17 protein-coding genes and 1 pseudogene are annotated in these 20,005 nt (G+C 64.5%); 6 read left to right on the top strand and 12 right to left on the bottom strand.

The genetic code is table 11. The features are described 5' to 3' along the window. The first annotated feature begins 64 nt into the window (after nucleotides 1-64). From FHS31_RS10385 to FHS31_RS10375, 3 genes and pseudogenes are all read left to right on the top strand, one after another. Nucleotides 65-2,605 carry a TonB-dependent receptor gene (locus tag FHS31_RS10385; protein ID WP_208408653.1) on the top strand — a complete coding sequence of 847 codons (2,541 nt, stop codon included), beginning with the start codon at nucleotides 65-67 and terminating at the stop codon, nucleotides 2,603-2,605. A 23-nt stretch (nucleotides 2,606-2,628) separates the two neighbouring features. Continuing rightward, nucleotides 2,629-3,906 (top strand): histidine-type phosphatase, encoded by a 1,278-nt coding sequence (locus FHS31_RS10380; RefSeq protein WP_167073296.1) that lies wholly within the window; start codon nucleotides 2,629-2,631, stop codon nucleotides 3,904-3,906. Then, nucleotides 3,884-5,301 (top strand): annotated as a pseudogene (locus FHS31_RS10375) (putative bifunctional diguanylate cyclase/phosphodiesterase). The gene FHS31_RS10380 and the pseudogene FHS31_RS10375 overlap by 23 nt, the downstream one beginning before the upstream one ends. 8 nt (nucleotides 5,302-5,309) lie before the next feature. Here FHS31_RS10375 and FHS31_RS10370 read toward each other — a convergent pair. The 5 genes from FHS31_RS10370 to FHS31_RS10350 all read right to left on the bottom strand — a co-directional run bounded on the left by FHS31_RS10370 (nucleotide 5,310) and on the right by FHS31_RS10350 (nucleotide 10,621). Beyond that, nucleotides 5,310-6,113, bottom strand: coding sequence for a TorF family putative porin (locus FHS31_RS10370; RefSeq protein ID WP_167073294.1), 804 nt, complete (start codon nucleotides 6,111-6,113; stop codon nucleotides 5,310-5,312). A 167-nt stretch (nucleotides 6,114-6,280) separates the two neighbouring features. Then, a complete protein-coding gene (locus FHS31_RS10365) occupies nucleotides 6,281-7,792 on the bottom strand; it encodes a SulP family inorganic anion transporter (protein ID WP_243843393.1) in 1,512 nt (503 codons plus the stop codon). Then, a complete protein-coding gene (locus FHS31_RS10360; RefSeq protein WP_167073293.1) occupies nucleotides 7,789-8,484 on the bottom strand; it encodes a carbonic anhydrase in 696 nt (231 codons plus the stop codon). The genes FHS31_RS10365 and FHS31_RS10360 overlap by 4 nt, the downstream gene beginning before the upstream one ends. Before the next feature lie 102 nt (nucleotides 8,485-8,586). Beyond that, nucleotides 8,587-9,903: an ATP-binding protein gene (locus tag FHS31_RS10355; RefSeq protein ID WP_425057214.1), complete on the bottom strand. Its 1,317-nt coding sequence runs from the start codon at nucleotides 9,901-9,903 to the stop codon at nucleotides 8,587-8,589. A gap of 7 nt (nucleotides 9,904-9,910) precedes the next feature. Further along, nucleotides 9,911-10,621, bottom strand: coding sequence for a response regulator (locus FHS31_RS10350; protein WP_167073291.1), 711 nt, complete (start codon nucleotides 10,619-10,621; stop codon nucleotides 9,911-9,913). 142 nt (nucleotides 10,622-10,763) lie between these two features. Here FHS31_RS10350 and FHS31_RS10345 point away from each other — a divergent pair, with 142 nt between their 5' ends. Next, nucleotides 10,764-11,042, top strand: a complete 279-nt coding sequence (locus tag FHS31_RS10345) for a hypothetical protein (protein WP_167073290.1) — start codon at nucleotides 10,764-10,766, stop codon at nucleotides 11,040-11,042. Between the two features lie 87 nt (nucleotides 11,043-11,129). Here FHS31_RS10345 and FHS31_RS10340 read toward each other — a convergent pair whose 3' ends face one another. Then, the gene (locus FHS31_RS10340; protein WP_167073289.1) at nucleotides 11,130-11,381 is read right to left on the bottom strand and encodes a hypothetical protein; all 252 of its coding nucleotides are present in this window, start codon (nucleotides 11,379-11,381) and stop codon (nucleotides 11,130-11,132) included. 99 nt (nucleotides 11,382-11,480) lie between these two features. Here FHS31_RS10340 and FHS31_RS10335 point away from each other — a divergent pair, with 99 nt between their 5' ends. Further along, nucleotides 11,481-13,244, top strand: coding sequence for a cation:proton antiporter domain-containing protein (locus FHS31_RS10335; protein WP_167073288.1), 1,764 nt, complete (start codon nucleotides 11,481-11,483; stop codon nucleotides 13,242-13,244). 131 nt (nucleotides 13,245-13,375) lie between these two features. On the opposite strand, the gene FHS31_RS10330 is transcribed toward FHS31_RS10335, so the two are convergent. Beyond that, entirely contained in the window at nucleotides 13,376-14,329 is a 954-nt protein-coding gene (locus tag FHS31_RS10330; RefSeq protein ID WP_167073287.1) for a methyltransferase, read from the bottom strand. 504 nt (nucleotides 14,330-14,833) lie between these two features. On the opposite strand from FHS31_RS10330, the gene FHS31_RS10325 reads away from it, so the two are divergent. Continuing rightward, nucleotides 14,834-15,676, top strand: coding sequence for a sensor histidine kinase (locus FHS31_RS10325; RefSeq protein WP_208408652.1), 843 nt, complete (start codon nucleotides 14,834-14,836; stop codon nucleotides 15,674-15,676). A 47-nt stretch (nucleotides 15,677-15,723) separates the two neighbouring features. On the opposite strand, the gene hemE is transcribed toward FHS31_RS10325, so the two are convergent. The 5 genes from hemE to FHS31_RS10300 form a co-directional block, all read right to left on the bottom strand. Next, a complete protein-coding gene (hemE, locus tag FHS31_RS10320) occupies nucleotides 15,724-16,743 on the bottom strand; it encodes a uroporphyrinogen decarboxylase (protein WP_167073286.1) in 1,020 nt (339 codons plus the stop codon). Beyond that, the gene (hemF, locus tag FHS31_RS10315) at nucleotides 16,734-17,576 is read right to left on the bottom strand and encodes an oxygen-dependent coproporphyrinogen oxidase (RefSeq protein WP_167073285.1); all 843 of its coding nucleotides are present in this window, start codon (nucleotides 17,574-17,576) and stop codon (nucleotides 16,734-16,736) included. The genes hemE and hemF overlap by 10 nt, the downstream gene beginning before the upstream one ends. Continuing rightward, on the bottom strand, nucleotides 17,573-18,448 hold the full coding sequence (gene hemC, locus FHS31_RS10310; RefSeq protein WP_167073284.1) for a hydroxymethylbilane synthase: 876 nt from the start codon (nucleotides 18,446-18,448) through the stop codon (nucleotides 17,573-17,575). Before hemC ends, hemF begins: the two co-directional genes overlap by 4 nt. Before the next feature lie 178 nt (nucleotides 18,449-18,626). Then, nucleotides 18,627-19,418, bottom strand: coding sequence for a DUF2189 domain-containing protein (locus tag FHS31_RS10305; protein ID WP_167073283.1), 792 nt, complete (start codon nucleotides 19,416-19,418; stop codon nucleotides 18,627-18,629). Nucleotides 19,419-19,486: 68 nt separating this feature from the next. Beyond that, entirely contained in the window at nucleotides 19,487-19,969 is a 483-nt protein-coding gene (locus FHS31_RS10300) for a TspO/MBR family protein (protein ID WP_167073365.1), read from the bottom strand. Nucleotides 19,970-20,005 lie beyond the last annotated feature (36 nt).

Genomic DNA, 20,005 nt, shown 5'->3' with positions numbered 1-20,005 from the left:
TGCCGCGCCCCCGCATCTACCCTGTGACGGCGCCTTCCGGAGCCGGTAGCGAGCGGGGAATGCCATGCGGAATATTGGTTGGGCGACGACCGTGTCGGTTGTCGCCATTGCGGCGGCGCAGCCGGCCTGGGCCCAGTTGCGGGATTTCGATGTGCCGGCGCAGCCGGCGGTAACGGCGATCCCCGCCTTCGCTCGCCAGGCGGGGGTACAGATCGTGGCGCCGGCGGCGAAGCTGGCCGGGCGCCGCACCGGCGCGGTGAAGGGGCGCATGGACGTCGATGTGGCGCTGGGCCAACTCCTCACCGGCACAGGGCTCAGCATCGGCGCACGGGACGACCGGACGATCAGCCTCAAGGCGGTTGAGGCCGATTCCGCGACAGGCCCCAATGACGGCACCAGGGACCGGGAAATCGTCGTCGTCGCACAAGCGATCCGCGTCTCGCCCTCCAACCTGCCTCTCGACGTGATCCAGCCGACCTCCGTGATCGACAAGGACTTCATCCGGAACAACATCATTCCGCTGGCAAGCTTCGACGATATCGTCAAATTCGCGCCCAGCGTCTGGGCGCAAAGCCCCAACGGTCCCGGGCTCGGCAAGAACGAAGGCCTGTCGCTGCGCGGCTTCCAGGACCAGAGCGGCCAGATCAATATGACCTATGACGGAATCCCGTTCGGCGATTCCAGCGATCTTCATCATACCTCCTCCGCCCTGTTCATCGCCCATGATCTGCGCGATGCCGAGATCGATCGCGGCCCCGGCACCGCCTCCCAGATCGGCAACGCCACATTCGGCGGCACGATCGGGTTTCGGTCCAAGGATCCGGGCGATGAGTTCACCGTCAACCCCTATGGCACATACGGTAGCTTCAATACGCGGGCGATCGGCGGCGAGCTGGATTCGGGTGAGATCAAGTCGCACGGCGCATCGCTCGGCAAGTTCTACGTCGATTTTCAACAAGAGGAGAGCGACGGCTATCTCACCCATTCCCATGAAAAGCGTACCAATGCCGCGGGCAAATATGTGGTCGATCTTTCCCCGATCGCGACGCTGACGATCAACGCCAACTGGAACCATGCGTTCGAATATACGACGCAGGGCAACACGCTGGCGAACATCAATAAATACGGCTTGAACTACGGGCTGGGCGACAATCCGGCAGGGCAGAACTTCTACCGATATCAGCCGAGCGATTATTATTCGGACTTCGAATATGTCCGCCTGAAAATCACGCCCGGCGGCGGCTGGACGATTGACGCTACGGGCTACACCACCTCCTTCACGCACAATTCGTCCAAGACCACCGACCCGACCGATCCCAACCCGGCCAATGCCAGCGTCAAATATATCGATCTGGCGAGCGGCAACGCCAAAACGGGCACGATCAAGGGCGATATCGGCGGCACCACCACCTTCGCCCATTTCCGCACCGCGGGCGGCGTCCTGCGCGTGTCAGACGATATCGTCGGGCTCGGCACGCTGCGCTTCGGCCTGTGGGGCGAACATACGGATGACAAGCGCACGTCTTACTCGGCGGTCTTCTATCAGGCCGGCACGCCGGTGGGCGGACGTTTCGGGGTGCCGCTCAACGCCGGGATCGATCCCTCCACCGGGAAGAATTCACCGCTCGCCTATCTATACAGTGATTATATCACGACGCTTCAACCCTATCTCGAACTGGCCTGGAAGCCGCTCGACGGGCTGACGGTCACGCCGGGCGTGCGCTACACGAGCTTCGATCGGTCGGTCGATGCCTATTTCCAGAAGGGCATCAAGGGGCCGCAGAAGACGGATAAAACTTACACCGACTGGCAACCATCGATCGCGGCGAACTATAAGATAACCGAAAGCTGGACCGCTTACGCGCAGATCGCCAAGGGCTTCCTGGCGCCGCCTTATTCCACCTTGCAGATCAAGGGCGAAATCCCCGACATCAAGCCGGAACAGACGATCAACTACCAGATCGGGACCGCCGGCCATTTCGGCAAGCTGGTGGCGTCGCTCGATGCCTATGTGATCGATTTCAAGAACTTCCTCAACACGGTCAATGTCGATGAAGGCGGCACGCTGGGTATCCTGTCCGTGCCGGTCAACGCCGGTGGCGCGGTCTACAAGGGTGTTGAACTGGAGGCGCAATATGTCGTTGGCCATGGCTGGTCGCTCTATGGCAACGCTACTTACAATGAGGCCCGGTACAAGGGTACGCATGTGTGGATCGCCGAGGCGCCTCGCTGGACGGCGGCGGCCGGCATCCTCTACGATCAGCACAAAGGGCCCTACGCTTCCTTCATCGGCAAATTCATCGGGCCGCGCTGGGGCGCGGGCGGCGATATTTCGGCCAGCACCGATGCCAGCGGCGGGATCGTCTTCCAGAATCTCCCCGGCTATCATTTTGCGAGCTATGGCACGTTCGATCTCGCCGCCGGCTGGCACCTCAACAAGCTGCTCGATATGAAGAAGGACGTCACGCTAAGCGTGAAGGTCAGCAACCTGTTCAATCACCGCGCGCCCTACGACACCGCCGGAACCTCTAAGGATACCAAGGAAATCCTCTACTGGACGATCCCGGGCCGCTCGGTGTTCGCAAACCTCTCGGTGTCGCTGTGATGCGGCGAGCGGGTGCTCGGACGGTGATAATCGCCATTCTGGCAACGCTGATCGCCGGCTCCGCGCCCGCTCGCGCGGACAGGCTGATCCTGGATCGGGTGGTGCTGGTGATGCGCCATGGCATTCGCCCGCCCACCAAGGCGCCGCCGCTGCCGGAAGGGTTCACCCGTTCCGCGTGGCCGCAATGGCCGGTGCCAACCGCTTATCTCACGCCACACGGTGCCGAGGCGATCCGCCTGCTCGCCGGGTTCGAGCGTCAGGACTATGCCGCGGCCGGCCTGTTTGCCGCCAACGGCTGCCTCGCCCCGGATACCGTCAGCATCTGGGCGGATACGGACGAGCGCACGGTGAAGACCGGAGAGGCGTTTGCGGAAGGCCTTTCGCCCGGCTGCGGTTTGAAGACAGGCCATGAAGCTGGCAACGACGATCCGTTCTTCTCACCGATCCAGACCGGCACGGTCGATTTCGACGCAACGAAGGCCGTTGCTGCGATTGAGGCCTGGGTGGGGCCGGGCGGTGTGCAAGCGGTTGCCGACGCGCATCGCGCCGAACTGGATCGACTGCAGGCGGTGCTGGGCGATTGCTGTGCCGCCACGCTCTGCCCGCCGTCGGGGGGTGCCTCCTGCGCGCTGTCCGATCTGCCGACGGTAATCGAACAGGGCAGGGGCGCGCCGAAGCTAAAGGGTGCGATGGCGTCTGGCTCGACGCTTTCCGAGATACTGCTGCTCGAATATCTGGAAGGGAAGCCGATGGCGGAGGTCGGCTTCGGCCGGATCGACCGCGCCGGCATTATGGCGGCGCTGGCGCTCCACCCTGCCGAGTTCAGCCTGTTGCACCGCTCGCCCTATATTGCTGCCCGAGGTGCGGCGCCGCTGCTGCGCCGCATCGTCGAGACGCTGGATGCATCGGGCAAGGCGCCGAAGCTCAGCGTCTTCGTCGGCCACGATACGACGCTCGCTTATCTGGGCGGCGCGCTCGATCTGCATTGGAGCGCGGGTGATTATCCACGCGACGATCCGCCGCCCGGCGCGACCCTCGGCTTCGAAGGGCTGCACGACGCGAAGGGCCGACGCTTCGTCCGGCTATTCTACGAAGTGCAGACGCCAGAGCAGATGCGCGCCCTGACGCCACTTGCCCCGAGTGCGCCTCCGATCAAGATCTATCTCTCCTTGCCCGGCTGCGGCTCTTCCGGTGATGAGACTATCTGCAAGGCGGAAGCCTTCGACCATCTGGTGAAAGAGCGAACGGTTGAAACGCGAGGTTTGGCGAGCCTGCATCGTGTGGAGACGAGTTCGACATAGTCTGGCTGCACCGCAAGTCGTTTCCCTCTTTGTGAATTTGACGCGGCGCCCGAACACGGTCTTTAGCGAATTCAACGACGTGCTGACCGGGCTGCCTAACCGCGCGCTGTTCCACGAGCAGCTCGAACGCGAGCTGAGGCTCGCCGAGCGTCGCCAGGGCGGCGTCGCGGTGCATTGTCTCGATCTCGATCACTTTAAATCGGTCAACGATGCGCTGGGCCACCCTGTTGGTGATGAGCTGCTGCGTCTCGTCGCAGGGCGGCTGAGCGAGCTACCGGACGATGTCTTTGTGGCGCGATTGGGCGGCGATGAGTTTGCGGTCATTCAGCCGCTTTCCGGCGGCATCGGCCACGCCGGTGAGGTGGAGATGCTTGGCCGCCGGATCCTCGACAGCCTTCAGCCGGCGGGCCGGATCGACAAGCATGAGGTCGATCCCCGCACCTCGATCGGCATCGCCATGGCACCGGATAATGGCAACGATACCGAGACCCTGCTGCGCAACGCCGATCTTGCGCTTCATCAGGCCAAGGAATCCGGGCGAAACACCTTCCGCTTCTTTGAAGCCGCGCTCAACGCGCGCGCACAGGCGCGGCGATCGATCGAGATCGATCTCAAGCATGCGATCAGCAGCGGCGAACTGGAACTCTATTTTCAGCCGCTGATCGATTTGAAGCGCGACGTCATTTCAGGGTTCGAGGCGCTGGTGCGCTGGCGGCATCCGACACGCGGTCTCGTGCCGCCGATCGAGTTCATCCCGATCGCCGAAGAGACCGGCCTGATCGTTGCACTGGGTGGCTGGGTGATGCGCGAGGCGTGTCGTCAGGCGGCGGGTTGGGGCGGTGATATCCGCGTTGCGGTCAACGTCTCCACCGTGCAGTTCCAGCGTCCCGGATTTTCGCAGGTCGTCATGCAAGCCCTGCAGTCCAGTGGCTTGCCGCCGCGCCGGCTTGAGATCGAGATCACCGAGAGCTTGTTTCTCGACAATGCCGATCAGACGCTGAAGCTGCTCCACGATCTCCGCACTCTGGGAGTGCCGTCGCGCTCGATGATTTCGGCACGGGATATTCTTCGCTCAGTTACTTACAGAGTTTCCCCTTCGATAAGATCAAGATCGATCGCTCTTTCGTCACGCCCGTTGCGACCCAGCCCGGCGCCTCGGCGATCGTCCGCGCGGTCGTCGATCTCGCCCGCGCGCTCGGCATGGAAACGACCGCCGAGGGTGTGGAGGAGGAGCGCCAGCTCGCGGAACTTCGGCGGCTGGGCTGCACATCGGTCCAAGGCTATTTGTTCAGCAAGCCGGTGCCGGCAGCCGAGGTGGCAGGGTTAATCCGGCAGCTTGGGGATCGCGGCTCGATCCTTCACGCTGACAGAAAAGGCCGCCGGAGCGCACCCTAGGCGAATACCTAAAATGCCAGGCCGATCGAGACGACCGCCTTGCCGCTTGCGATGGAGGAACCGTCTTTCGTCCGGCTGAAGTTGGGGAGCAGATAGGCAGCCTCGCGCTTGCTGATGTCTGTGCCCAGATAGGCTACGCCCAGTGTCAGCCGGGACAGAAACGTAGCATCGACGCCGACGAGATAATCGAGATATTCGCCGGTCGGGGCGACGCTCGTTCCGTTGGGCCCCAGACCAGGGTTGCCCCAGCTATAGCCGATATGCGCCTTGGCGGTGAGCGGCGTACCCGGAATTCCCGTGGAAGCATCGCCCCAGACATAGGTGTTATCCTGTTTCTGGCCGCGGCTGTAGGGCGTCGCCGAGAAGTTGCCGAGCGCCTCCTGGCGAGGCGCATAGGCCACGCCTGCCAGCAGGCTGACTGGCCCGATCTGACGTGAAACCTTGATATAAGGCTCGGCGAAATCGGTGTTATCCGCGCCGGCGGGGTACATATACCAGGTGAGGCCGACATCCACGGCCCATGGCCCGAAGCTGCGCTTGTAGCCGCCGATCAGATCGAGCTCCATATTGGCACCGCCGAACTGGCCCCAGCCGGCCAGGTTCGAGGCCCAGCTGCCGACATAGAGGCCCGATTGATGCGTCAGCGTGATCCCGCCCTGAGCCGCCATTGCGTTGTCGCTTTGCGAGACGCCGCGGAACCGATAGTCGGAAACGAGGGCGACCGAACCCGAGATTGTGAACGGCTTGGGAACCTCCTGCGCGACGGCGGGAGCAGCCACGGTGGCGGCGAAGAGTAACGAGAGATATTTCATAGAACCCCCATGAATATGAGCGTTCCCCTGCGTCCGATCCGCCACGCCTCTACCATCCAGGGCCGATAAGGATGGTGGGCGTGGTCGAACCGGATACCTGCTTGTGACGACCGAAGCGGGCGCGGGGGTTTCGCTTTTGTAAGTTAGTGTTTCCCGCGCCCGCTCCGTCAGACCGCTAACCCCCGCAGACGCCCAACGGCGCCCGCAAAGTCGATCCGCATCCCGCTTGCGCGGCGGCGTTGCAGCCAATCGTTGATCAACTCGGCGCTGGTATGGTCGATGGCGGACAGGCGGCCGACGTCCAGCGTTGCGGGCTTGTTGGCGGGGACCGCTTCCAACGTGCGGCTGAGCTTGGGCAGCGTGACGAAGGTCGCCGATCCGTGCAACGCAACCCGGCTTTCATCGGGACCATGCTCCGCATCCACGCCCAACCCGAGCTTGCGGACGTGGGGCAGCAGCTCCAGCAGCGAAAGACCGAGGCCGACGAGCACGCCGGTCAACAGATCCTCCGCCACGACGGTGATCAGCGTCGCCGCCCAGATCAGCGCCGGCAATGGGCCATAGCGATGGAACAGATGCTTGACGTGGGTCAGGCTGACCAGCCGCACGCCGGTGACGACCAGGACGCCGGCCAGCGCCGCCATTGGAATTTCGCGCAGCAGCCAAGGCAGCAATGCAACGAAACCAAGGATCCAAATGCCATGAAGCATCGTCGATGCCCGCGTCGCCGCGCCCGCCTGCACGTTGGCCGAGGAGCGGACGATCACGCCGGTCATCGGCAACGCGCCGGCCGCACCGCAGAGCAGATTGCCCACGCCCTGCGCGCGCAGTTCCTTGTCGTAATCGGTGCGCGGGCCGTCATGCATCTTGTCCACCGCGGCGGCGGACAGCAAGGTTTCGGCACTGGCGATGAACGCGATGGCGAGCGCCGTGGCATAGATCGAAGGATCGGCGAGCTTGGCGAGGAAGCTGCCATCGGGCACGCCCACCGCGTTAAGGATGTTGCTCGGCACCGCGACGCGCGTCACCTCCAGACCGGCAATCATTGCAACCAGGGTCGCCGCGACCACGCCGACCAGCGCGCCCGGCAGCAGCCGCAATGAGGCCGGGCGAAACTTCTCCCACAGCAGCATCGCCGCGATCGTCAGCAGGCCGATCGCGAAAGCGCGTTCGGCGCCCGAAACATCGCCGGGATCGAGGCCGAGCAGGCGCTCCGGCATCGCGGCGAGGTTGGAAAGGCCGCTCGGCAGCGGCTTGGCATCGAACAGCACATGGAACTGGCCGACGACGATCAGCACGCCGATGCCCGCCAACATACCGTGGACCACGGCGGGTGAGATGGCGCGAAACCAGCCGCCCAGCTTGAGCATCCCCGCGATGAACTGGATCGCTCCCGCCAGCACGAGGATCGGCCCCAGCGCGGAGACGCCCTGATCGCGGACGATTTCGAAAACGATCACCGCCAGGCCGGCGGCGGGGCCGCTCACCTGCAGCGGCGATCCCGCCAGCGCACCGACGACGATGCCGCCAATAATGCCCGTCAGCAGGCCTTTTTCGGGCGCCACGCCCGAGGCGATAGCGATGCCCATGCACAGCGGCATCGCAACGAGGAAAACGACGATCGACGCGGTGAAGTCCCGCGTCGCCGTTCCTTTAAAGCGTTCGATCAGCCCGCTCATTCCGCCGCCTCCGCAAATTCGAGCTCGGTCGCCACGCGGCGTTCGGCCTTGAGCGCCACGGGCAGGGCAGAGCCTTCGCGCAGCGGCGTGAACTGGCCGCTGACGCCATCGAGACCCAGCACTTCGCCCGCATGGATATCGACGAACCAGCCGTGCAGCGAAATCTGGCCCCGCGCGATACCTGCGGCGACTGAGGGATGCGTGCGGAGGTGCGCAAGCTGCGCGACGACATTCTCGAGGCTGATCGCGCGCACATGCTCGCGGGCTTCGAGCTCAGGATAGGCGTCGCGTACCACGGATGCCGCTGCGTTCGAGTGGCGCAGCCAAGCTTCGACGTTGGGCATATCCTTGGTCATGCCGGGTTCGGCCACCGCCTTCATCGCCCCGCAATCCGAATGGCCGCAGACGATGATGTCGCGCACGCCCAAAGCCATCACCGCATATTCCACGGTGGAGGAGACGCCACCGTTCTGGTTGGCATAGGGCGGCACGATATTGCCGGCATTCCGGCAGACGAAGAGATCGCCGGGTTCGGCCTGCATCACATGCTCGGGCACGATGCGGCTATCGGCACAGGAGATCATCAGCGCCTTCGGGCTTTGGCCACGGCTGGCGAGCCGGCCGTAAAGCTCGCTGCGGGCCGGGAAGACGTCCGTCTCGAAACGCAGGACGCGACCGATCAGTTCGTTCATGGCTATGTTACTCCTTCACAAAACCGCCAGAGGAGGGCGGCATGCAAGGATAGATACGGCGCGGCCTTTGCTGCTGTGCCGCGTGACTGTGAGGAAGTGTTTCTAGGGCAGGGGAAGGCGGATTTCGGCGCGAAACCCACCTTCCGGCCGATTGGCGAGCATCAGCGATCCGCCCTCCATCTTCGCAACGCGGTCGACGATCGCGAGGCCGAGCCCGAGGCCGCTGGTGTTGCGGCTGCGCGCCGGATCGAGACGAGCGAATGGTTCGGTGATGGCGGGGATCTGTTCGGGCAAGACGCCGGGTCCATCGTCGTCGATCCGCACGATCGCCGCGCCAGCTTCGGTGAGAACCGCCACGCGCGCGCAGCCGCCGTAATGAAGCGCATTCTCCACGAGATTGGCGATCGCGCGCTTCATCGCAATCGGACGGACGGAGATTTCGAGATGATCGTCGCCGACATAGAGCGCATCGGCGCCGCGGTCGGCGGCATCGTCGGTGATGGTGGCGGCCATCACCGCGAGATCGGTGCGGACGGGCCGCTCGGGATCGTCGTCGCCGCCGAGAAAGGAGAGCAAGGACTGGACCATCGCCTTCATCTCCTCGACATCGCCGCCGACCGAGGTGCGCAACGCTGGATCACCGATCGCCTCGCTCCGCAGCTGCAGGCGCGCAAGCGGCGTGCGCAGATCGTGGCCCACTGCTGCCAGAGCCTGCGTCCGGGAATTGATGAGTTCGTCGATCCGCGCCTGCATTGCGTTGAAGGCACGGATTACGCGGCGCACCTCGCCCGGCCCGGCCTCGGGCAGCGTTATGCCGCCGCTGCGGCCGATGCGATCGGCAGCGCGCGCCAGCATCCCCATCGGTCTGAGCGCCTGGCGGAACAGTAGGGCGGCGACGATCAGCACCACGGTGGCGGGCAGCAGCGCGATCAGGATGCGGTGCCAGCTAGGCTGGCTGCTCTCCACCGGTTCAGCGGCGCGGAAACGGAGCCAGCTGCCGTCGCCGAGGCGCAGCGCGCCGAACAATTGCGCCTGCCGCCCTGCTGCAACCAGGGCGACGCGCAGATCGCTGTCCGCCAGGCTCGGTTCCCAATCGAGCACGCGGCTGTAGGCAAGCCCCCGATCGCGTCCGAGCGGCGGCGGCATCCGCGTTGTGCCCGCCCAATGGACGTCATAGCGATTGGTGGTCAGGCGCTCGGCCATCGCCGGGCGCTCGGCCAGCGGCTGGGCGGCAATCAGCCTGCGCGCGATCACCAGATGCTCGGCCAGGCGATGCGCTTCGTCATCATGGATCAGCGCGCGGCTTGATCGTTCGTAGAGCACGGTGGAAGCGGCGAACTCGATCACCAGCGTCAGCAGCAGGATCGCCAGCAGCCGGCCGAGCAGACCGAGGGGCCGCTGATGCCAATCTCTCAACACGTACCCATCACGTGCGGCTCACCGTGGCGTTGAGCATGTAGCCGACGCCGCGCACGGTGATGATCGGGGCTTCCCGGTCCGCCACCGAAAGCTTGCGGCGTAGACGGCTGATCAGCACATCAACCGATCGATCCGAACTATCGCCCATCCGCACGCGCGAAAGCTCGATCAGCCGCTCGCGCGCGATCACGCGCTGGGCATTGTCGACCAGTGCCACCAGCAGATCGAACTCCGCACCGGTCAGCTCGATCACCGCGCCGGTCGGCGAAAGCAGCTCGCGGCGGGGCAGCGACAGCGTGAAGCCATCGAATTCCGCGATGCCCTTGCCGCGCTCGGCACGCCGATCCTCCGCGCCGCCGCGGCGGAGCACGGCACGGATTCGAGCGATCAGCTCGCGTGCGCCGAAAGGTTTGGGCAGATAATCGTCGGCGCCGAGCTCGAGGCCGACGACACGGTCCATCTCGCTATCCTTGGCGCTGATGAAGATGATCGGCACCTCGCTCTCCCGCCGCAGCGCGCGGCACAGATCGATCCCGCTCGTCCCCGGCAGCATGATATCGAGCAGCACCAGATCGGCCGGCCCCGCCTCCAGCGCGCGCCACATTTCGGGCGCGGTGGCGCAGGTGCGCACCTTGTAGCCATTTTCCTGCAAAGCGCGTGCCGTGAGCGTGCGGAGCGCGGGGTCATCCTCGACAAGAATGATGGTGGGTGAGGTCATATCGCTCCGACTAGGAAAAGCGCCGCAACGGCGGATGAACGCCGGGCGACAGACACATTATCTTACAGAGCCGCGAAACACGGGAAAAGCCCGCAGCCTAGATGGCAGTCATCGGGCATGTCCGCCCACTTGGAGATTGTAAATGTTTCGTCCTCTGTTGATCGCCGCCAGCCTGTTCAGCGTCGCGGCCCCCGCGCTCGCCGAGGCCCCGATCTCCGCGACGCCAGGCGCCCTCGCCGGCCGCAGCCCGCATCACCAGTTCATAGCCGCCGATGCGGATCGCTCGACCTGCGGCAAGACAATGCACAGCCTTCCCGCGGGCAAGCCGCATGCCTACGGCCGGCACGCGCTGGCAGCACAGCCATGCGCGCAATCCACCCTGGCCGCCACACCCGCCCAAACCGAAATTGCCGCGAATTAATTGGCGTGAAGACCCATCGCCGGCGCTGGTGCGATCGATCGCAAAGCGACGATCCACCGTGACTGCCGCTTGGCGTGAACCGTCTTATTATTTGGGCGGCTGCGGCTCCGCGCTCATCTGCTGACCCATTGTGGGCGCATCCTTGCCGGGCTGCTGACCGGACGCGGTCGGCGTCGCGAACAGCATCTTGCGGCCCGATCCTGGAGGGGTCGTCGCGTTGATCGCATCAAGCTGTTCGTTCTGAGCCTCATTGGTCACGACGACGCCTGAAGGCGCGGAATGGCAGGCAACAACAATGCCAGCGAGCGTTACCCCAGCCACACCGATCCTGGATTTCATTCGCCGCACCCCTTTCGAGCTAAACACAATTGCAGCGAAAAGGGTGCGGCTAATGCGTGTAACCTTGGCCGTGGCCTGCGAGCGCCCTAGGACGTCATCATGGCGCTCTCCCTTCAGTCTGCCGGTTTTTCCGATGCGCTGGTAATCCTCGGCGCAGCGGGGATCGTCATTCCCGCCTTCGCGCGCGCCAAGATCAATCCGGTGATCGGCTTCATTCTCGTGGGTCTGGCCGTCGGCCCTGCAGGGCTCGGCCGCTTCGTGCCGCAGCTGCCGTGGCTCTATTATGTGACGATCAGCGAGCCGCATGCGATCGAACCCTTCGCCGAACTCGGCATCGTCCTCCTGCTCTTTTCGATCGGGCTGGAGCTTTCGTTCAAGCGCCTGTGGGCGATGCGGGCCAAGGTCTTCGGGCTCGGCGCGGCGGAGCTTGCGGGGTGCGGTCTGCTGTTGGCCCTCGCGCTGGCCTGGTCGGGCCAGGGCATCAGCGCTGCGCTTGGCCTCGGCTTCGCGCTGGCGCTCTCTTCGACGGCGCTGGTGCTGCCGATCGCCGGCACCACCGGGCCCGTCGGTCAGCGCGCCTTTGCGATGCTCCTGTTCGAGGATTTGGCGCTGGTGCCGATCATCTTCGTTCTGGCCGCCATATCTCCGCACGGCGGCGGCGGGTGGGAGGCGATGCTCAAGACGCTGTTGACCGGCACCGCCAGTGTCGCCGTGCTGCTGGTGATCGGTCGGTTCGCCCTGCCACGCCTGTTCGCCCAAGCCGCCCGCACCAAAAGCCCCGAACTGTTCCTCGCCGCCAGTCTGCTCGTCGTCATCCTCGCCAGCATCGCGACGGGCGCGGCCGGACTCTCACCGATCGTCGGCGCACTGCTGGCAGGCATCCTGATCGCCGAGACCGATTATCACGAGGAGGTCGAGGCGATGACCGCGCCCTTCAAGGGGCTGGCCCTCGGCGTGTTCCTCATCACCGTGGGAATGTCGCTCGATCTGGAAACGATCGCGGGGCAATGGTCGTCATTGCTGATCGCTGTTGCTGCCGTGGTCGCGATCAAGGCGCTGGTCACCGATCTTCTCCTGCGCGTCGGCGGCGCTCGGCCGGGCGTCGCGCTCAACATCGGGCTGATGATGGCGGCGCCCGGCGAAACCACCTTGATCGTGCTCACGGCCGCCAGGGCCGCGGGCGTGATCGGCGCGGAAAGCGCGGGTTTCTGGCAGGTGGTGACGGCGATCGGCATGACGATCACGCCGCTGCTGGCCTCCGCAGGCGGCGCGCTCAACCGCCGTGCCTCCCAACGCACGCTGGACGAAGTTGAGGAAGTTGAGGCACTGAACGCTTATGCGCTGATCATCGGCTTCGGCCGCGTCGGTCGGTTGGTGGCGCAGATGCTGGAGGCGCACAGCCGTCCCTATCTGGCGATCGATGCGGATAGCACGAATGTCGCCGCTGCCCGCGCGCGCGGCTACAAGGTTCGGTTTGGAGACGCCGCCCAGGCAGGCATGATCGATAAGCTTGGGTTCGATCGCGCGACGGCGGTGATTCTGACGATGGACGATCCTGTGCAGGTCAACCGGCTCACGCGCCTGCTGCGCGATCGGTTCGCCGATCTCACGATCGTCGCCCGCGCGCGTGATCCTAACCATGCGGCCGAACTCTATCGTGCCGGGGCCACCGATGCGGTGCCGGAAACGGTGGAATCGTCGCTGCAGCTATCGGAAGCGGTGTTGGTCGATCTCGGCGTCGCGATGGGGCCGGTGATCGCCTCGATCCACGACAAGCGTGCCGAGCTTCGGGCGAAGATCATGGAGATGGCCGAAATGGACCGCGAGCCGAGGCTCGTCCGGCGGCGGCTCGAGGATAGTTAAGGCGTCGCCCCGACGTCGCCGTGGTGATGTCATCATTGAATAGCGAATGCGTAGCTGAGGCGGCGGGCGCGGGGGGCGGCAGCCCGCGCTTACACGAAACCGCACGCCCCTACAGTTCCTAGCTCAGAGCATCACTCAGTTTTACGGATGATGCAGTTCACCAACGCTATCCTGTCGACGTCGCAATACTGGGGCTTGGCGAGCTCCTCGCCGAACACATCGGGATCGACCTCGCGGTAGGACATGTCCCCACCGGCTTTGCGGGCAACCTCGGCAAGAGCCGAGCGGAGGGCGTCGCGGCCCTGAATTATGGCGCTTCCCGTATAAAGGATGACGCGGCCGCCGGGCCGCAGTCGGTCGAGGGCAGTCTTGGCCAAGTCGAGGGAAAGCTCGGCACCGTGCATCTTGCCGCCGTCGCGATAAGAGCGTTCTCCTTCGTCGATGATGAAGGGTGGGTTGATAAGCGCGATGTCGAACAGGCCTTCGATGCCGTCCAGGCCGCGTGTTTCTACCGCTTGAATTTCGACCCCGGCCGCTTGCGCGTTGAGGCGAGCGAAGCCTAGCGCAGCGCTATTGATGTCCGTCATAACAACGTCTGCCGACGGACAGAGCAACGCGGCGGTGATCGCGCCAACGCCGGAGCCCGTTCCGATGTCGACGATCCGCGCATTTGGCTGCGATGGCTCGAGGCGCAGTTCGCGTTCGATCAGTGCGGCGAAGCGATAGCTGTCAGGTCCGAAGAAGACCGAGTCCGGGTCATCGGTTGGATAGGCCGAGTGCAGATAGAGATTGCCCTCGAGCCACGACACCCGAATTAAGGAACGCTGTCCGGCCGTGCCGGTCGACAGCATTCCTGCATCGGCGAGGCAGGCCTCGACATCGGGTGGCAGCACGCCCGGACGGAAGGAAAGCGACCAGCCGAGCACGTCCTCAAGGGAGTGAGCCTCCTGCCGATCGGGTCGAGCGATGACGCGAGCGTGGGTCGCCGGGGTTGGCGTGACGAATTTATAATCTTGCTGTTTGAGAAGCCCGAGGACACGCAGCAGGCTGCTCCTGCTTTTTTCATGGTCTGATGGGTGGGCCATGCGTCCGGATGGCGGCAGCAGCCTTGTAGCGCAAGGGACGACAGCGAGGTCAGCATGAGGTTTTGGGGTGACCGAGACCTGCGATCTCGCCTCACGGTATATGCGGCTTCGGGTGCAGGGGCGGGTCAGGCCCTCTTATGGCTTTCGAAAGTATCTGTATCATTGTGCGGGACAAAGGCTTACCCTTGAAAACAAGCGGCGTTCGAGATCGCTCCGTTCGTTGCCTGCTTCCGGTATGGCTTTCGCTTCGCGAGTCTCGGTTCATGTAGAAAGGCCGCTGATGGCCGCGCTTACCCCAGAGCTAGACCTAGCCGACAGTCTCATGTTGGCAATGGTTGCCGCTTCCGACGCACCCTGCTGCTTCTCGATGGCGATCTGACGATCATTGCGGCGAGCAAGTCCTTCGGACGCGCATTCGGGATCAACCTCGCCACGGCGCCGGGTCAAAGGGTTTCCGACCTGGGCGCCGGGGAATGGCGCTCGCCGCAGCTCCACGCTTTGTTGATGGCAACCGCATCCGGAGGTGCGTCGGTCGATGCGTACGAGATGGACCTGCAAGCGCAGGACGGCGGCAGCCGCCGGTTGGTGATCAAGCCGCAAAAACTCGAATATGGTGACACGGCAGCTATCCGCGTGCTGATGACCGTTTCCGATGTCACCGATGCCCGCGCCGCTGAGCGGCTCAAGGACGATCTCCTGAAAGATAAGGCCGTCCTTCTGCAGGAAGTCCAGCATCGCGTCGCGAACAGCCTTCAGATCATTGCCAGCGTCCTGATGCAGAGCGCGCGCACCGTGCTCTCGGATGAAGCGCGGACCCACCTGACCGATGCCCACAACAGGGTACTGTCGATCGCGACCGTGCAAAAACAACTGACCCAGTCGGGCAAGGGCGACATCGCTCTCGATCCCTACTTTACCCAGCTCTGCCAGAGTCTCGGGGCATCGATGATCCGTGATCACGATAAACAATCAATTGTGGTCAAGAGCGATGCGAGTCGCGTTAGCGCGGATACGTCCATCAGCCTCGGCCTGATCGTCACGGAGCTGGTGATCAACGCTCTCAGACATGCGTTTCCGGGCGAACGTGCTGGGCAGATTACCGTTGGTTATGGCGCCCAAGGACCCAACTGGACGCTCTCCGTCGATGATAATGGTGTCGGAATGCCGGAGAACGTCGCCGATGCTACGCCGGGCCTTGGAACTACCATCGTTGGCGCTCTTGCCCGCCAGCTCAAAGCCCACGTCAAGGTGACCGGCAGAAACCCGGGGACGTCGGTTTCAGTCGCCCACACTCAAATTGCGTCCGTCGATAGTTCTGCAAACACCGAAGCGCAGCGCGCCATTTAGGCGCAGTATCCTAAAAGCTGCGGCACCCGTCTGCCACAGCGCCAAACTTACCCCCGGACCCGCGCCAATAATCGTTCGACATTGGCGATCGGCGTATCTTGAAGGATGCCATGGCCGAGGTTGAAGACGTGCGGGCGGGTCGGGAAAGCTTTCAGGACGCGGTCAATCGCAGCATCGAGTTCCGCGCCACCCGCGATCAGCGCGAGGGGATCGAGGTTGCCCTGAACCGGCAGGCCCTCGGGCAACACGGTGTTCGCCCAATCCGGATCGACGGTTTCGTCGAGGCCGATCGCGTCGGCGCCGGTTCCCCGTGCATAAGCGGGGAGCTTGCCCCCCGCGCCCTTCGGAAAGCCGATCACGGGAGTGCCCGGGTGGCGCTCGTGCAGCGCGGCGATGATCCGCGCGTTGGGGGCGATCACCCATTGCTCGAACTGCGCGGGGCTCAGGCTTCCAGCCCAGCTATCGAACAATTGCACCGCCATGACGCCGCATTCGATCTGGCGTGACAGATAGTCGATCGTCATCGTGACGATCGCATCGATAATGTGCGCGAAGGCGCCGGGGTCGCGGTAGGCGAAGCGGCGCGTCTCGTGCTGATCGCGGCTGCCCTGCCCAGCGACCATGTAGGTTGCCACGGTCCAGGGCGATCCCGCGAAACCGAGGAACGTTGTCTCCCCGGGCAGCGCGGTTGCGACGCGGCGGACGGTTTCGTAGACCGGATCGAGCCGGGCCGGCACTCGCGTGAGAGCGTCCAGAGCGTGATCGAGCAGCGCCGGTTCGAGCCGTGGTCCTTCTCCTGCGCCGAAGGTCAGATCCTGCCCCAGGGCCCAGGGCACCATCAGGATGTCCGAGAACAGGATCGCCCCGTCAAAGCCGAAGCGACGGATCGGCTGCAGCGTGACCTCCGCAGCCGCCTCTGGATCGGTAGCAAGCGCCAGAAAGCCACCCTTTTCGGCGCGAAGCGCGCGATATTCGGGCAGATAACGCCCCGCCTGGCGCATCAGCCACACCGGGGCCACCTCGGCGCGCTGTCCTTGCAGCACCTCCAGCAGCGGCGTCATGCCCATGTCGCCCGTGGCGGCAGGCTCATCAGGATCGCGTCGATATTCCCGCCGGTCTTGAGACCGAACAAGGTGCCGCGGTCATAGACGAGGTTGAACTCGGCATAGCGCCCACGCCAGGCCAGCATCGCCGCTTCGTCCTCTGGCGTGAAGGTGTCGTTCATTCGCCGCCTCACGATCCGGGGATAGACGTCGAGAAACGCGCGTCCGACATCCTGGGTGAAGGCGAACGTGGCATCGAAATCGCCTTCGAGATGATCGAAGAAGATGCCGCCGACCCCGCGATGGACGTGGCGGTGCGGCAGCCAGAAATAATCCTCCGCCCATTTCGAGAAGCGCGGATAATCGCCAACGGCGTGGGCATCGCATGCGGCCTTGAGCGTCGCATGGAAATCATCGGTATCCTCGGCGATCGGCAGCGGCGGATTGAGATCGGCACCACCGCCAAACCAGCGCTTGGTGGTCACCAGGAAGCGGCAGTTCATATGGACCGCCGGCACCCGCGGGTTCGCCATATGCGCGACGAGACTGATCCCGGTAGCGAAGAATTGCGGGTCTTCGCCGGCGCCGTGGATCGATTTGGCGAACTCGCCTTCAAAACTGCCGCCGACGGTGGAGACATTGACGCCGACTTTCTCGAACACCGTGCCCTTCATCACGCCGCGGACGCCGCCGCCGCCCGGCGCGCCCGATGGTTCGGTGCGGTCCCATGGCGTGAGATCGAAGCCGGCGTCGGATCCTGCCTCGCGCTCGATCGCCACGAACTCGGCGCAGATCAAATCGCGCAGATGCTCGAACCATGTCCTGGCCCGGGTCTGATCAGGATCAAGCGGCGTCATGCGGCAAACAGTTTCCGGATGGAGTCGGGGGCACGGGCGAGCAGATCAGACGCCAGCGCGGCGGGATCGTCGCCCGATCCGGCGACGCTGGCGCTGCCGTCTTCGGCGAAGAGTTCGGCGCGGATCGCGCCGCCGTCGGTCGCCAGCGCCGCGACGGGGGAATGGCAATCGGCATGCAGCGCCGCGAGCAGCGCGCGTTCGGCGAGCACGCAGCGGTGCGTCGGTGCGTCGTCAAGCACCGCAAGCAAAGCGCGGGTTTCGCTATCGTCGCTTCGCGCCTCGATCCCGACGGCGCCCTGTGCCGGCGCGGGAAGCATCACGTCGAGCTCGATCGCGACGCCGACATCGGGCCGATCGAGCCGCGCGAGCCCTGCCGCCGCCAGCAGCGTCGCATCAGCTTCGCCTGCCGCCAGCTTGGCAAGCCTGGTGTCGACATTGCCGCGGAACATCACGATGGTGAGATCGGGCCTTAACCGCAGCAGTTGCGCCCGGCGGCGCGGCGAACTCGTGCCCACGGTCGCCCCATGGGGCAGCGCCGCGATCGAGGGCGCGCCGATCAGGCGATCGCGCACGTCGGCGCGCGGCAGGATCGCGGCGATGCTGATCGCAGGCGGACGGATCGTCTCGACGTCCTTCATCGAATGGACCGCGCAATCGATGTCACCGCACAGCAGCGCGCGATCGAGTTCCTTAGTCCAAAGCGCCTTGCCACCGATCTCCGCCAGCGGCCGATCCTGCACCGCGTCGCCGGTGGTCCTGATGATGACGATTTCGGTTTGGATGCCGTGTGCTGCAACCAGCGCATCCCGCACCATCCCCGCCTGGACGAGCGCGAGGGGCGAGCCGCGGGTGCCTAACCGAATTTTGTTCACGCAGAGGGTGCAGCGTCGGAGCGCAGCATTTCGGCACGGTCAGGAAACAACATCAATCAGCATCTTCTCTCGATGCACGGCGTATAATCGCGGAAATACGGTGTCAAACGATCTGGACGATTTCCCGGCAATGCTACTTGCGCTGGCGCACCCTGGTGCGGTGCGCCAGCGCTGATCCTCAGCGAACGACCAGCCGGGTGTAGAGATGCCAGGTCGAATAGCCGAGCCACGGCAGCACCACCGCGAGCCCGACCGCGAGCGGCAGCAGCCCGATCAGCAGCAGCCCCGCGACGCGCACGCCCCAGCCGAAGATCTCACGCGGATTCTTTTCTGCCGCGGCGATCGAGGTGCGGACAGCGAGCCCGGCATCGACCGGTTTATCGACTACCATCGGGAAGGACACCACGCCCAGCACCAGCGTCGCGACTGCGAAGGCAAGGCCGGCGAGGTTGCCCAGCACGATGAGTTGCCAGCCCGCCGACGTCGTGAATAAGCGCCCCAGCACGTCGCCGACGTGCAGCGGCGCCGTAGTTCCGAAGGTCACATTGTAGATCCCGTAGGCGACGACCAGCCAGCCGACGAACAGCACCGCCATTCCGCCGGTCAGCATCGCCAGCGGCAACCGGCTGCGTCCGTTGAGCGGATCGAGGAAATGCCACCAGCTCGAATCGCGCCCTTCTTCGCGGCGCCGGGCGAGTTCGTAGAATCCGGAAGCGACCGCAGGCCCGGCGATCGACAGCCCGGCAACGAGGGGAAACAATAGCGGCAGCAGGGGGTCGTTGAACGTCATCACCACCGCGATCAGGCAGATGACGGGGTAAACGATCCCGATGAACAGCAATTCGCCACGCTTGGCGCGGAAATCCGTCCAGCCCTCGCGCAACGCCCAATCCAGATCGCTCGTACTGATCCGACGGATTTCCGGCACCTTGGCGGCGGGGATGAAGGCGGTTCCTTCGATCGTCTGCATATCGCATCCTCTATTTCTATAGGCCGTTTCCCAGCTCTCGGATTTCGATATACGCCCTTGTGGCAGCATCACCTAGCAAAAGCATTGCCGAAGGGCCGGTTGAGCCGAACGATCGTGTAGTTGAGGAAGGCCGCGAAGCTGACCCAGGATAGATAGGGCACGATCAACAGGCTCGCCATTGGTGCGATCGGCCACAAGCCTGCGACGAGCGCGACCAGCGACGCCCACAGAAACACGACCTCGATCAGCGCCCAATCGGGCCGGCGGGCGCGGAAGAACAACGGGCTCCACAGGAAATGGAAGACCGCGTTGGTGGCGAACAGGATCACGATATCGCGCCGCGCGCCATCGTCGGCCGCAGCGTTCCACGCGATCACCGCCGACCATGCGGCAAGGCCGAGGATGATCGACCAGGCCGGACCGAACGCCCAGTTGGGCGGCTGCCATGATGGCTTGCGCAGATCGCGATACCAATCCCCGATCGGTGTCATCAGCCCTCCACCGATCCCAAGCGCGATCGCGACGCTGGCGGCAACGATCGTCGGGGTCATCATGTCAGGGCAGGTCCACTTGTAGAGTGTCAAGCG

The organism is Sphingomonas vulcanisoli (assembly GCF_011761305.1).
Classification (GTDB): Bacteria; Pseudomonadota; Alphaproteobacteria; order Sphingomonadales; family Sphingomonadaceae; genus Sphingomonas_I; species Sphingomonas_I vulcanisoli.
Note: the sequence above shows the minus strand (reverse complement) of the source record. Positions and strands in the feature narration are given on the sequence as shown.